Raw genomic sequence first — 14,656 nt, 5'->3', positions numbered from 1 at the left:
AACTACGACTCATAAAACTACATTACTTGATAGATTAGATCATTCAATTATTTTCAGCTCAACATTTTCACTATTGAGTTTTTTATCAAAATCATCGGCTAATTTTTCAGTCTCGCTAAATACTGTTCGCCAATATTTTATACGTGTATCCGCATCGAGATCTGTAAAGTCGTTTCTGTCGGGGATTTTTCCGTAAGGTAAGCTGGCGATGAATTTTTTAGAGGGAGTGATCATTACTACGTTATCGTAATTTTCAGCGGCGACTTTACGTTTTAAACTTTTATCAAACCACCCTGCTTTTGGATCTGAATTGAAATGTGGATATAGAATAAGTCCAGGATTGTTAATTTTAAAATCAAAGTGGTAATCAACAATACCACCATCGCGATACATGCCTGCAGGCGCGCCGGCAATATTTTTTATACCTTGCATTACTAGCGGTATTGATCCCGATGCCAGTAAGGCATCTTTTAAATTTGTTTGTGTGAGTGCGATATTTTGAGTTTTAAAATTGTAGCTGTCAGTAATACTTAAATTACTATTCGGTGCGCCAAAAATAAAACGCTCATATTGCCCGCCTAATAATTTACGATTAACGCGATTAAACAGATAACTTTTTGATAAACCCAAAAGCTGTATTAATTTATGTTCACTGGCAATTAACCCGTTAGATTTTGCAACGATAAAATGCGCTTTAAATACGGGGTTATTTATAATTTCGGTGACACCGTTATCGCCAAACACATCTTCGAGTAGTGCGCGGGCTTTAGTGGTAATTTCATTAGGAGTGGGTTTATTACTAGAATATCGGGTTTGCGAATACGATTTTGCTAAGCGTTCAATGGCCGCAACGGGATCGTTTTGTGAAAAACATGCAGATCTGAATGCTCCAGCCGATGATCCAATTAAATTGAGTTGCGATGATCGGTTTTTAAAAAACTCACCAAAAATATACTTATCTAAACCAAATAAAGTAAACCATTTAGGGCCACCGGATGCACCTAAAAAGGCATTAAAAAGGTCGGGCTTAAAACCTTGTTCTGTAATTATTTTTGCCGCAGTTTTACCTGCATATATATCAATCATAAAAAATACTTAATCATTTTCAACAACCAGCAAGGTGAATACTTATGCAAAAAACCTCACAACAATAGTCATGTTTAGTGCCAAATACCCTGCTCGGTTTTACCTTGAATGAGCACATTTTTTGCATTAAATTCAGGCTCAATACCTTCAGCTCGTTGCCTATTATAATCGTCTGTGACATTTAAAATAGTCGGGGTGAGCAGTATTATGGCAATTACATTGACAACTGTCATCAAGCCAAGAGCAATATCGGCTAAATCCCATACTTCTTTTAATGTGGCAGACGCCCCCCACATCATCATTGATAGATATAAAAATGTGTAAATGCCGCGCCCTACTTTATTATCGAGCTTAAATAAATGTAGGTTACTTTCGGCGTAAGCGTAATTAGCCACTACCGAGGTAAAGGCAAATAAAGTAATGGCTGCTGCTACAAAGTACACGCCCCCTTGTGCTAAATGTGCGGTCATTGCCGCTTGTGTTAAGCGAATGCCTGCCATCTCACCACTGATATCAATATCAGCCAATAAGATAATCACAGCGGTACAACTACACAACACTATAGTATCAAAAAACACCCCGAGCATTTGAATATACCCTTGCGTTACTGGGTGATTTGGAATAGGCGACGCACTTGCTGATGCATGCGGCACACTACCTGCACCGGCCTCATTAGAATATAAACCACGTTGAATACCGTTTTTGATTGCCGCGCCCATTGCGCCTGCACCGGCTTCTTGCAGCCCAAAAGCAGATAAGAATATATCCTTCAACATAGCAGGTACTTGGGTGAAGTTAATCAAGGTAATAATCACAGCTGCCAGTACAAATACAATGCCCATCACCGGCACTACTCGCTCAGCAAAGCGGGCAATAGCTTTAAAGCCACCGAGTATAATAGAGCCTGCAAGTAGGGTTATGACTATGCCTGAATATAAGGTTGGAATTTCAAAAGCGAAATTAAGCGCATCAGTAATGGTGTTGGTTTGCATCGCGCTAAAAGTAAAGCCATAACCTAAGAACAAACACAACGCAAACGCGATAGCGAGACTACGACTGCCTATTCCTTGTTGAATATAATAAGCGGGGCCACCTCTAAATTCGCCTTGACTATCGCGTACTTTATACACTTGGCCAAGTACGCTTTCTGCAAAACCGGTCGCCATGCCCAGTATGGCAATCACCCACATCCAAAATATGGCGCCACTGCCACCTAATGATATCGCAACAGCAACACCGGCTAAATTGCCAGTTCCAACCCGCGCACTTAATCCGGTGCACAGTGCTTGAAACGAACTAATGTCGTTTTTATTGCATTTGCTACTGCCTTTGAGAAGGCTGAACATGTGTTTAAATTTTAAAATTTGAATCAGTTTTAAGCGTACTGAAAACCAAATACCTGTAAACAGTAAAATGTAGATCAGTATTTGTCCTTCACCCCAAAGCAGGTTATTTATACTGCCTACGATTAAATCAAACATGTTTGCCCTTGTTATTATTTTTCAACCTGCAATAGAATACATATGCTGAATTTAAGAATATTTAGTTGGCAATACTTTATCTTGCTGATATAAATTAGCAAGTATTGAGTGTATTAAAATAACAAAAAGTTATTTACAACACCCTACAATTCCCTTCATGATTGTTTGTCATAGCAATTATTAAATTTAATAGATGAATAGCTTATCGATTCGATACTACACACGAAAAATCCACAGCCACCAGCACCACTATCACCAACTTGTTTTACCACTTTGTGGCTATATAGAACTTGAAATGAATAATTTCGCGGCGCCTGTTGGTGTTGGTCAATGTGTTGTGATCCCTAAAAATACTCTACATGCGTTTAAATCAGATGAAAATGCACGTTTTATAGTGGCCGATTTATTAGAGCTCCCAAATAACTTAACGACGATGAATGCCCCCTGTTTCAGTATTGACGATAAATTAATGAGCTATCTAAGTTTTACCCAAAAGCAGTTGCAAGGTGTAACTAACATAGATGAAGCAGCGTTATGTTTTAATTTATTTTTGGTGTTACTCAGGCAACAAACTACCAATGCGACTATTGATCCGCGGATAAATAACGTTTTGTTATTAATAAAAAAAGATTTATCGATAGACTATACATTGAATGATATGGCTGCGGTTGCATGTTTAAGTGTTACTCAATTCAAAGCGGTTTTTAAGCAATGTATGCACACCAGCCCGGTTAAACATCACACGCAATTAAGAATGGAACATGCACGTTCCTTACTTTGTTACTCTGATTTACCTATAGCAGTAATTGGTGAACAGGTTGGTTATAACGACCCTTCAGCTTTTAGTCGCGCCTTCACTTGCTACTTCAAACAATCCCCCACGAGACTTAAAAAAGCAGCTTTAACGTCAACAATATCGTCTTTTAAGCACAGTGTTAGATAGTAAAATTGATAAACTACCTTTATCAATTAATTTTTAATTAAATGTTTGCTATGTCTACAATTTTCGGCGTATTAGCTATTTTTTTATGGGGTGCATTAGCACTGTTGGGTAATTTAACTAAAGCATTACCGGCTTTTCAATTACTATTTATGTGCTTCTTTGTGTCGTTCTTATTGCTGTTTATTAAACGGCTTGTTACCAAGCAGCCTTTGTTAACTCTGCCTACACTTGGTAAGGCGCAAACAATTATTGGTATAGTTGGCTTATTTGGTTTTCATTTTTGTTATTTTATGGCACTTAAATATGCACCATTGATTGAAGTTAGCCTGATTGTATATTTATGGCCATTGTTATTGGGTGTTTTTGTCGCACGGTCTGAAAACAAAATAAATGCGATTATAGGCGGGCTGGTTGGTTTTATAGGGATCGTGTTTTTAATTAGTGATGGCAGTGGTTTTACTATCAATAGCCAGTACTTTTTAGGCTACCTATTTGCTGCGAGTTGTGCGCTATTATGGTCGAGTTATTCATTGTTCATGACTCGCTTTGATAATCACGTTGATGATATTGGTTGGCTTTCTCTTTATGTAGCTATTTTGGCCTTATTGGCACATATATATTTTGAACAAACAGTCACGCGTTTTTCATTAACGCAGACTGTAGGTATTTTTTTGTTAGGGTTAGGACCTGTCGGTGGCGCATTTTACTTATGGGACATCGCTTTAAAAAGAGGTAATAAAACGTTACTTGCCTCTTTGAGTTTTTTAACACCGTTACTTTCTACCGTGTTACTGGTTATGGCTCAACAAATACATTTTTCATGGGCAATTTTAATTGCATTGGCATTTGTTTTAATTGGCGCAGCGATCAGTAATTATAAATGCAGGCCTCGGAGCGTTAATGCGAGCCATTTATGACTCGCTTATTAATTACAAACTAACAACACCGGATACTTATCCAACTCACACGCAACTGATCGGAATAAATTTATCAATACTAATTAGTTAGCTACAGCAACAGGATGGGTATTGTTTGCTGGGTATTGCTCAGTAAAATAGTTATTACCTGCCAATAAACCTAATTTATAATCACGACGTAGATCATTGGTTGAACTACCAAGTAATTTGCTCGAAAGCTTTTGGTTTGCAAAAATTTGTATTATTTCTACATCTTTAGGAGGATTGGCAATAAATGCTAACTCATCCTCATACGCTTGTTCGTGTTGTAATAAGTAATCTAAGGTTTTTGGGCAATATCCTGATGCACAAACAAACGCTTTTAACTTGTTTACCCATGCCGACTGCGCTTGAAAGTCTTGATCAACTGTGCGGATCACCACAATTTTACGTGCACCACGATTGTAGGCCTCGCGCACTGGTAGTGGCGCAGCAAGGCCACCATCTAGGTAAAAGTCTGACTCAGCGTGTACGTCGGTTTTATCTATTTCATTAGCAGCTAATGCATTTAACCATGGCGTGAGTTTTACACCTTGTTTATATAAAAATGGCAGTGCACTTGACGCTTTTAATAGATCTCGCCATTGCTGGCCTTCACCGGTTGGTGATAAAAAATAAGGTTTTCGATCACGGGCATTAGTGGCGGTAATAAGTAACTCCCGTTCACCCAAACTGGCTTTTGCAGTTTTAAAATCAAGTGCTCTGTTAACTTCGGTAGTTTTATCAAAGTACCAGTCTAAGTCGACTATATGTTTACCTACTAAACCACGGCCTAATTGAAAAAATCGTTTGTGACGCGAAAGCCCTCTTATTAAGCGTTTGGCATACCCTTTTTGGCGAGCTAAATAGCTAGTAAGATTTTGTGAACCTGCTGAAGTACCAATAAATAAATCGAATGGGTCATATTCATGTTCAAGCCATGCATCGAGTACACCTGCGGTGAAGATCCCTCGTTGCCCACCACCTTCCGCGATCAATGCTGTTTTATCGAAAGTATTTGTGATTTTGGGGTCTTGAGGTTTCAAAATATGCCTTCCTTTGTAATTACTTTACTGGTTTATACCTTCATTTTAATGTGTTTAAATCAAACGTTAAAATTGATTATATAAATCGAATTGATTATAAAAACAGAACGCAAGCTTAAATAAGATTAGTGCTGTGTTTTGCACTTTTAAGTAGAGTTCAGAAACTAGTAAACTTTGTGTATTAGCTAGTTTCTGTATTGTAACGGGAGTTAAGTGTACCTTAGCTTAATTTTCAGTGGTTATGCTTTTATTGACCGTAAAATCTCCAACGCGTGATGACGGTCGCTACTTTGGTAAAGATCATTGGTAAAAATGAATTCATCGACACCAAGCTCTTTGACTATCATATTTAGCTTATGAGCAATGGTCACAGGACTCCCTACCACAGATAATCCTAAAAAGTTTTCAACTTGAGCCTGCTCTTGCTCATTCCATAATCCAGCCATGCTTTTAACGGGAGCTTTTAGCCATAAAGGATCACCACGTAACAGTGCTAAGATACGCTGTTTTGACGTGGTTGCTAAAAACTGTGCATGTTCATCGCTATCTGCTGCAACAATCGGTAAGCCAAGCATTACATAAGGTTTGTCTAACACATCAGAAGGTTGAAATTCACGGCGGTATAAAGCGATTGCATCATAAACAAAACGCGGTGCAAAGTGGCCAGCAAACACATAAGGGAGGCCTTTTTTAGCTGCTAGTTGCGCACTATATAAACTGGAACCAAGTAACCAAATAGGTACATTGGTATTCTCGCCAGGAATAGCGCGAACAGGGTGACTACCATCGTAAGGGCCCAATAAAGTTTGCAGTTCAGTGACTTCATCGGCAAAGTTTTCAGCGCGTCGTTCATCTCGGCGCAGAGCACGACTGGTTATATGATCGCTACCTGGTGCGCGACCTAAACCTAAATCAATACGCCCAGGGTATAAACTCTCTAACGTGCCGTATTGCTCTGCAACAATCAGTGGCGGGTGATTTGGTAACATAACGCCACCAGCACCTACTCGTATAGTTTTAGTTTGCCCTGCTATGTGGCCAATTAATACAGAGGTTGCCGCGCAGACAATTCCCGGCATATTATGATGTTCAGCCATCCAAAATCGGTTAAAACCGAGTTCATCAGCTTTTTGTGCATAAGCGACACTATTTGCAAGAGTACTTGAGACGGTGGCATCTTCTTTCATTGGGCTAAGCTCAAGTAAAGAAAACGGTATTGCAGATAACCCAGACATGCGTACTCCTCATTGCCTTTAATAAGTGATAAAGATAGTCGAAATAATTTAACCATCATTACATTAATGGGTCTGCTGGGTGGTTAATTCAATCATTGATTTTAACTACTCAATTGATCCTGTCGATTAAGCTAAGTGCAGAGTGATTATTGCATTAAATGCACTTACACTCATTCAATGCAATTACAATACACTAAATAAACTACACACGTTATTAGCTGTATCAAACATAACAATATGATTTATAAATATTATTTTTATTTTAAATGTTTTGGATCAGGTATGCGTAATTGTTTAACGAGTGGGTGATTTATTTTTTTCATTTCTATTAATACTAATTGAGCAACTTCTCGAGCACCAAGTTCATTGAAATGGGTATTGTCTTCTACGCCCATAGGGTAATTTGGATGCAAGTTAGGTGCTATATGCATAAAACGTAAGCGTGAGTTGATCCCACCAAGCTTTTGAAAATACTGTTGGGTCACTCGTTCCATGTCAATAAAATCGACCTCAGTCTGTTTAGCTACATCTCTTACTATATCAGCGTAAATAGGATGGGTGTCCTTGATCTGACCTTTTTCATCAAAATAACGACGCGTTACCGGGGTCATCAGTAATGGCTGTGCCTGCTTTGCTCTTACTTCAGCAATAAAATTAACTAGGTTTTGCTTATATTGCTCTGGTGTAGTGTAGCGGTCTACTTTCTGTTTTGACTGATCGTTATGACCAAATTGAATGATCACAAAATCACCTTTATTAAGTTCATTTATAATCCCTGCCCACAAGCCTTCACTGATAAAGGTGCGTGTACTACGACCATTTTTAGCACGATTTTTAACGTCGATGCTGTCATTAAAAAAGATACTAAAGGGCATTCCCCAACCTGTTTCAGGGTAATCCTTCACTTCTTTAATTGACATGGTTGAATCCCCTGCCATAAAAAGCTGAACTTTAGTAGTTGCTGACATACTTGAAAAACTCACCATGATAAATATTGCTGCTATTAATTTTCCCATTCTACTCGCTCTTTATTGTTTTTAAAAAATCAGTTTAGCTCGTAATAAAATTATTTTTTGTAGTTTAGTGAAAAATAATTTTATTAAAATGTAGTTCCAGTTATAAACATACCACCAACTGCCACCGGTGGCAAATAACAAGTTAAATCATAGTACTGAATAAAATTGAACCAGTCCTTAATGTACTTTTACTGCAAAAAAAATGTAAATGAACCATGAAAAATGTAATTTCTTAGGTTTGACAATACGCTTTTTTAGATATAGCTTGATTCCTATGCCACCGGTAGCATTTGTATTTAGCTGATATTGCTATCGATTCAAATCATAGTTTTATGACATTTAATCATAGACTTATATTTGACTGGCTAAATAAAGTAATAAAAATAAAAGCTCAAATCAACAGCATAAAAAAGGAACACACAATGAAGACTGCAAATAAGTTCGTTCTCAAGCCACTTAACTGCATTGTTAGTGCCTTACTACTGGGCACAACATCGTATGCAATCGCAGCCGATGAACAGCCACAAACAGATACTAAAGCCCAAAATGACATTGAGTTAATTCAAGTAACTGGATTTAGATCATCATTAAATAAATCGTTAGCAACTAAACGTTTTGAAGTAAATACCACTGAATCTATCGCGGCTGAAGATATTGGTAAATTCCCTGATCTGAATATCGCCGAATCATTACAACGTATTCCTGGGGTAGCTATTTCTCGTGAAGGTGGTGAAGGACGGCAAATTACCTTACGTGGTTTAGGTCCTGCATTTACACGTACTACCTTAAACGGTATGGAAGTACCTGCTAGTACCGATGGCACCGACTCTGGTGGCGGCGTAAATGGTGGCCGTGCATTTGACTTTAATATATTTGCATCCGAACTATTTAATCGTGTTGATATCCAAAAAACGCCCACGGCCGCAACTGAAGAAGGTGGTATAGCGGGCACTGTTGATATGTATTCTGCACGTCCTTTTGACACAACAGGCTTTCATGTTGCAGCGTCTGCGCAAGCCGGTTATAACGACCTCACTGAAGAAGTCGACCCACGGATGGTATTTATGATCAGCAACACATTTGCTGATGATACAATCGGGGCTTTATTCTCTGTCGCAAAATCTGAACGCACCGTGCGCCAAGAAGGCTTTGGTACAGTACGCTGGACCACCCCCGTACTTGATGGTGGCGGTATCTATGCTGACACCTCTAATACTGAAGTTATTGGCACACCCAATACAGGGGACTGTGAGTTCGAAGGTCAAACAGTCGATGCTGTTAACTGTTTATATACGCCACGTCTGCCTCGCCCTGATTTTTTTGGTAATGAACAAGACCGTTTAGGCTTTACCGGTTCATTGCAATATGCTCCTAACGATGATCTGGTCCTTACGCTAGATACATTACATTCAACCCTTGATAATGACCGTACTATGTACAACTTTTTCGAGATGTTTAGAAACACATTCAGCGAAATTACCCCTGAATCGATTACCGTGGCTGAAAATGGCAAACAGATCCAAGCAGCGACATTTAACGGGGTTAAATCTCGAGTAGAAAGCCGTCAGCAGATTTCAAAAACAAAATTTCAACAATACGTATTCTCAGCTAAATATCACTTATCTGATTACCTTCGATTAGACGCTATGGTGGGCACTGCTGAATCGGATGCTCGCTCTGAGCAGTATCGTTATAACATGACTAATAACACACCTCATAGAGTATCGATGGATTTTGGCACCAGCAATAATACCGCTGTGATGAATTACGATTACGATACTCTAGATGCCAACTCTTTTGATTTAGCCGATGGGCGCTTACGTGCAACAGATGTACTGCGCGAAAATGACACCGCTAAAATTGATTTATCATACGAGATGGATATGATGAATATCAAAGGCGGTATAGCCTATAACGACAGAACGGTTAGTTACGATGAATCACAAATAAACGGTTTTCCTGATCAAGATTCTGCAGCTGGATTTTCTCAGTTAATGCCCTACGATGATTTTGGCAGCGGTTATGACGGCACGTTATCACCCTTTATAGTGGCTGATTTTGATGCAATAAATTCACAGCTTTTAGTTAAAGAGTGGGTGCCACGCAGTGCACAAAGCTGGAAAGTTGAAGAAGAAACAATGGCTGCCTATGTGGAAACTAATTTTGAATATGAAATTTCCGATATGCTACTACGCACCAATGCAGGTGTTCGCTATGTAAAAACTGAAACCACATCAACAGGTTTTATTCAAACTGATGCGGTATCAATCGACAATAGCTATGACAATGTTTTACCGGTGCTAAATTTAGCCCTTGATGCAACCGATGATGTGATTGTAAGGCTGGGTTTATCTAAAACCATGACCCGCCCGAGTTTGAGTTCACTCAATCCTGGTAATCCATCGTTTTCTTATTTAAACGGCACTGTTAGTGCGGGTAACCCATTCTTAGACCCTTTCACCTCTACCAATACAGACGTTGGTGTTGAATGGTACTTTGCAGAAGAGTCGCTATTAGCAGCAACAGCGTTTTACAAAGACATTGGCTCTTTTATAAAAAGTGATAGTGAAGAAAAACTCGTCGATCCTGCTTATTTACCCTTTATTGATAATGATCCGCAATATGATCCATCAAGTGCGCTCGATCCTAGAACTACCCCTTACACACATTTCGTCCCTGTAAATGGACAAGGTACTGTGATCAAAGGGCTTGAACTTATTTATCAGCAACCTTTTTCATTCCTACCTGGGTTGTTAAAAAATATGGGGTTAGTGTCTAACTATACGTATGTCTCTGCAGGTGAAATTACCGGCCTTTCTAAAAATTCTTATAACTTTACCCTGTATTATGAAGAAGAAAACTATGGCGCTCGTGCCTCAGTAAATAAACGCGACAATTACATCACAGATTACACGGGTAACAATGGTAATGCCGAAGAAGCGACATCTGGTCCAACACATTTTGACCTATCTGCTTTTTATAATATTAATGAAAATGTCACTGTAACATTTGAAGCTATTAACCTTACCGATGAGTATGAACGCCTATATACAACAGGTGATGGCAGTTTAGATTTACCGCGTGAATATAATCATACCGGCCGACAGTTCTTTTTAGGAATACGCTACAACTTGTAAAACAGTATTTAAATTTTAAACTCCCCTAAGGTAAACAGCTTAATTAACATTTTAATTAAGCTGTTTTTTTACGCACAATACCAACAACTCAATGTTAATTGCCTTTCTTAATTGATAATCAAAAATTACTCACATACTAACAAAAATATTCTTATATTGTTTTTATACGACTAAAGTAGCGCATCCATTATTTATAATTAAAATACAATGCCACCGGTGGCAAATAATCAGTTAAATCATAGTACTTATAGATAATGTTGCACTTGAATGGTATTCGTATGCTGTTCTAAATGTAAATTAATGATGAATAATGTTATGTTTTTCATTTGACTTCGCATCAATAACGCTATATTTTTCATTTTGTGCCACCGGTAGCAAGCCATTTCATAAAACACTTTGCTACTTGCTTTCTCGTTGTTTTTCCCATTATGGATTATGAGGTTAGGTGCAATAAAAATCAGAACAAGGACATGACAAACACTCTCTTTTAAGTCATGTTAACTTAATAACAATAAGTAGAACGTGGAACCACTATGACAACCAGCACACACAATTTTAAACTTAGTAAGTTAATGACCAATTTAATACTCAGTGGCGCATTGACCAGTGGCTTAGCATATGCAGCCCCTCAAGATGAAGCTGTTGCTGATGATCAACTTGAAGTGATCGAAGTAAAAGGTTTTCGCGGTAGTATCAATGCCGCTTTAATGTCTAAGCGTGAAGCCGTAGGCACCCGTGAAACCATCATTGCAGAAGATATTGGTAAATTTCCTGACTTAAATGTGGCAGATTCTCTTTCACGCGTACCTGGTATCTCTATTGAGGAGGATGCGGGTGAAGGTCGTCAAATTACCATTCGCGGTTTAGGTTCTCGTTACGTTAAAACCACAATTAATGGCATGGAATCAGCATCTGCTGGTGCTGCTACTGATGCGGCTGGTGGTTCTAATACCTCTCGTGCTTTTGATTTTAACGTATTCGCATCTGAACTGTTTACCCAAATAGATATTAATAAAACCGTTTCTGCTGAACTTGAAGACGGTGGCATCTCAGGCAATGTTAACTTACAAACGGCGCGTCCATTTCAATATGATGGCTTTAAAGGCGCTTACAATGTCAATGCTCGTTATAGTGATGTTGATGAGGATGTATCGCCTCGTGCTTCTTTTATGCTCAGTAATAACTGGGATAATAAGTTTGGTGTACTTGCCTCTATTGCATACTCTGATGGCACAGTACAAAGTGAAGGCTCTTCAACTGGACGTTGGACTGTAAACAATCCAAGCTTTGTCGAAGATGGTTTACCTGTTGGTCAAGGCGGCTCAAATTATCTTACCGTAGCACCGAAAACATTACTAATGCCAAACGGGAATTACACCAATGAAAATTTAGATGGATTATATTTACCGCGTATTCCTCGCTATTCATTGTATTCAAAACAACAAAAACGTCTTGGTGCAACAATTGCTTTTCAATATGCGCCTACTGATGATCTCTCATTCAACTTAGATGTGTTGCATGCAAGCTTGGATAATGATTCTGAAGAATATCACTACGAAGTATTATTACGAGATCAAAAAGATATCGTCCCTGAAAACATTTATGTCGATGTCAACAACACCATAGTCGCAGGTGCATATTCAAACGCCATTATCCGTTCAGAAACACGCAAAGATACATCTGAATCAACTTTTGATCAAGTTAGCTTTACTGGAAATTGGTTTATTAACGATCGTTTTAAAATGAACTTCCTAATAGGCCAAGGTAAATCAGATTTAGACATTCCGAATATGACCACCTTTGCCCTAGATAGTAATCAATCTACCGTGGCCTATAGTTTTGATAGTAATATAGACCCATTATCATTAATTAATAACCCGGGCGGACAAGCGATTGGTAGCGGTGAGTTAAACACTAATATGCCATCATTTGCATTTGCCGCAGGTCAGGCACCTGGCGGGAATTATAGTAAAGATGAAATAGCGTCGGTGATGACAGATCCAACTAATTACACCGCTGGTTTAGTACGTAATCGCTCGCAAACAATTGAAAGTGAAAACAAAACTATTAGAGTTGATTTTACATACGAGATTAACGATGAATATACGGTTAAGTTTGGTGTTGGTCAGCGTAGTTTTGAAACAGAACAACACTATAATTTAAATAACTGGAAAGACATCAATAGAGAAACAAACAAAACATCAGGCGCAATAGCAGAAGAGCGTGTTATATCGCTAGATGCAGCCCAAATTGATGGCAGCTTGTTTAATACCACTTTAGATAAACAAGGTGTAAGTTTTGGTAACAACGCTTCAATTCCTGGTTCATCAACGCTTAACAGTAGTACTTGGTTAGCACCTGATTATAATGCCATGTACAACGCCTTTGCTGGGGCAGACTTTTTTCAAGCCAAAGAAGATTTTAGACGCACTTATTATATTAAAGAAGAAGTTGCTACAGCATTTGTCCAGTTAGATTTCAGAAACTACATATTTGATAAAGAGCTACGTGGTAATGTTGGTGTGCGTTATGTTGATAACAAAAACACCAGTCGTATCGTAAATTTAGATCATATTTACAAAGATGGTTTCACTGCGGGACGTGGCGACGGTGCAAACTATGCTGCAGGTTATGGTTGGCGTGAGTCTGTGAGTGAAGGAGATGAATGGCTGCCATCATTAAACCTTGCTTACGATATCACTGAGGACTTAGTCGGTCGCTTTAGTTATTCACACGCAATTACTCGCCCAAAATTATCTGATTTACGTTCTTCAATCAGTATTAATACGCCGAGTATTGATGATCCATCAGCGACAATTAAGATGGGTGCAGGCCCGTCACTCAAGCCTTATAAAGCGAAACAATATGATGTTGGTTTAGAGTGGTACTTTGCTGAAGAATCGCTGCTTGCAACATCACTGTTTTATAAAAATATTTCGGGTTTAACAAAAGCAAGTTCTGAGCAAGTTTTATCACAAGCCGATCTTGATAGACTTGGTATCGACCTTGGCGACACAGATCCTAGCACTGTGACTTGGCAAGTATCGCAACTTGTCAATACCGATGCTGAAGGCATGTGGGGCGCAGAATTTATTTATCAACAGCCTTTTACCTTCTTGCCTGAACCATTTAATGCCTTAGGTTTACAAACTAACTACACCTATATTGATTATACACGTGATATAGAAGACCCATTTTATGGCACGCAACTTAACTTAGTAGAAGAAGAAACATCAAAGAACACATACAACATAACCTTGTACTATCAAGTAGACGATTGGTCGGCTCGTTTTTCTTATAACTACCGAAGTGGCTATAACAAACAATATTTAGACGAATATAAAGATGAATCAACCTTTGTGCGTGGTTATGATGCAAAGGCGAAGCTTAATTTCTCTGCCCGCTACAAGTTAACAGAGAAAATGAGTGTTTCATTTGAAGCCGTTAATTTAACAGATGAAAAACAAGATATGTGGAATGATATTTACACGCCACGCCCTTACGAAAACCTTTCATCAGGTCGCCAGTTTTTAGTGGGTGTAAGGGGCACTTTCTAAACTTAATCAACACATAGCCTCGTTAACTGAGGCTATGTCTGCAATATAATACTCTCCCCCGTGCATAATCGATGATTTTTACTATCGATTATTTTATTAGTCACTAATTTTAAATAACTTTTTCAAAAACAATAAGTCTTTGAAAATTTAAACTTTGTAGTAAAATCACATTGCCACCGGTGGCAATAACTGCTAATGTTAACCTATTATAATAATTCCA

The 14,656-nt window shown here is 38.5% G+C and carries 9 protein-coding genes; 4 read left to right on the top strand and 5 right to left on the bottom strand.

Annotation, left to right across the window (positions count from 1 at the left end):
- Positions 1 to 39 precede the first annotated feature (39 nt).
- On the bottom strand, positions 40 to 1,086 hold the full coding sequence (locus tag FW757_RS05445) for a patatin-like phospholipase family protein (RefSeq protein ID WP_446440949.1): 1,047 nt from the start codon (positions 1,084 to 1,086) through the stop codon (positions 40 to 42).
- A 74-nt stretch (positions 1,087 to 1,160) separates the two neighbouring features.
- Positions 1,161 to 2,567, bottom strand: a complete 1,407-nt coding sequence (locus tag FW757_RS05440; RefSeq protein WP_182717275.1) for an alanine/glycine:cation symporter family protein — start codon at positions 2,565 to 2,567, stop codon at positions 1,161 to 1,163.
- A gap of 295 nt (positions 2,568 to 2,862) precedes the next feature.
- Between FW757_RS05440 and FW757_RS05435 the strand changes: the two genes are divergently transcribed.
- Positions 2,863 to 3,510: a helix-turn-helix domain-containing protein gene (locus FW757_RS05435; RefSeq protein ID WP_259398438.1), complete on the top strand. Its 648-nt coding sequence runs from the start codon at positions 2,863 to 2,865 to the stop codon at positions 3,508 to 3,510.
- A 50-nt stretch (positions 3,511 to 3,560) separates the two neighbouring features.
- On the top strand, positions 3,561 to 4,427 hold the full coding sequence (locus tag FW757_RS05430) for a DMT family transporter (RefSeq protein WP_182717273.1): 867 nt from the start codon (positions 3,561 to 3,563) through the stop codon (positions 4,425 to 4,427).
- An 83-nt stretch (positions 4,428 to 4,510) separates the two neighbouring features.
- On the opposite strand, the gene FW757_RS05425 is transcribed toward FW757_RS05430, so the two are convergent.
- The 3 genes from FW757_RS05425 to FW757_RS05415 form a co-directional block, all read right to left on the bottom strand.
- A complete protein-coding gene (locus FW757_RS05425; RefSeq protein ID WP_145239058.1) occupies positions 4,511 to 5,491 on the bottom strand; it encodes a patatin-like phospholipase family protein in 981 nt (326 codons plus the stop codon).
- A gap of 239 nt (positions 5,492 to 5,730) precedes the next feature.
- Positions 5,731 to 6,726, bottom strand: a complete 996-nt coding sequence (locus FW757_RS05420; protein ID WP_182759763.1) for an LLM class flavin-dependent oxidoreductase — start codon at positions 6,724 to 6,726, stop codon at positions 5,731 to 5,733.
- Between the two features lie 257 nt (positions 6,727 to 6,983).
- Positions 6,984 to 7,742, bottom strand: a complete 759-nt coding sequence (locus tag FW757_RS05415) for a rhamnogalacturonan acetylesterase (protein WP_446440948.1) — start codon at positions 7,740 to 7,742, stop codon at positions 6,984 to 6,986.
- 422 nt (positions 7,743 to 8,164) lie between these two features.
- On the opposite strand from FW757_RS05415, the gene FW757_RS05410 reads away from it, so the two are divergent.
- Together FW757_RS05410 and FW757_RS05405 are read left to right on the top strand one after the other, a co-directional pair.
- Positions 8,165 to 10,879, top strand: coding sequence for a TonB-dependent receptor (locus tag FW757_RS05410; RefSeq protein ID WP_446440947.1), 2,715 nt, complete (start codon positions 8,165 to 8,167; stop codon positions 10,877 to 10,879).
- 533 nt (positions 10,880 to 11,412) lie between these two features.
- Entirely contained in the window at positions 11,413 to 14,436 is a 3,024-nt protein-coding gene (locus FW757_RS05405; RefSeq protein ID WP_446440946.1) for a TonB-dependent receptor, read from the top strand.
- The last annotated feature ends 220 nt before the right edge of the window (positions 14,437 to 14,656 follow it).

It is taken from the genome of Pseudoalteromonas sp. 1181_04, from assembly GCF_052850545.1.
Note: the sequence above shows the minus strand (reverse complement) of the source record. Positions and strands in the feature narration are given on the sequence as shown.

Coding starts and splice junctions, on each gene's coding strand:
- FW757_RS05420 (WP_182759763.1), bottom strand. CDS start 6,726: ATGTCTGGGTTATCTGCAATACCGTTTTCTTTACTTGAGCTTAGCCCA.
- FW757_RS05415 (WP_446440948.1), bottom strand. CDS start 7,742: ATGGGAAAATTAATAGCAGCAATATTTATCATGGTGAGTTTTTCAAGT.
- FW757_RS05435 (WP_259398438.1), top strand. CDS start 2,863: ATGAATAATTTCGCGGCGCCTGTTGGTGTTGGTCAATGTGTTGTGATC.
- FW757_RS05440 (WP_182717275.1), bottom strand. CDS start 2,567: ATGTTTGATTTAATCGTAGGCAGTATAAATAACCTGCTTTGGGGTGAA.
- FW757_RS05410 (WP_446440947.1), top strand. CDS start 8,165: ATGAAGACTGCAAATAAGTTCGTTCTCAAGCCACTTAACTGCATTGTT.
- FW757_RS05430 (WP_182717273.1), top strand. CDS start 3,561: ATGTCTACAATTTTCGGCGTATTAGCTATTTTTTTATGGGGTGCATTA.
- FW757_RS05405 (WP_446440946.1), top strand. CDS start 11,413: ATGACAACCAGCACACACAATTTTAAACTTAGTAAGTTAATGACCAAT.
- FW757_RS05445 (WP_446440949.1), bottom strand. CDS start 1,086: ATGATTGATATATATGCAGGTAAAACTGCGGCAAAAATAATTACAGAA.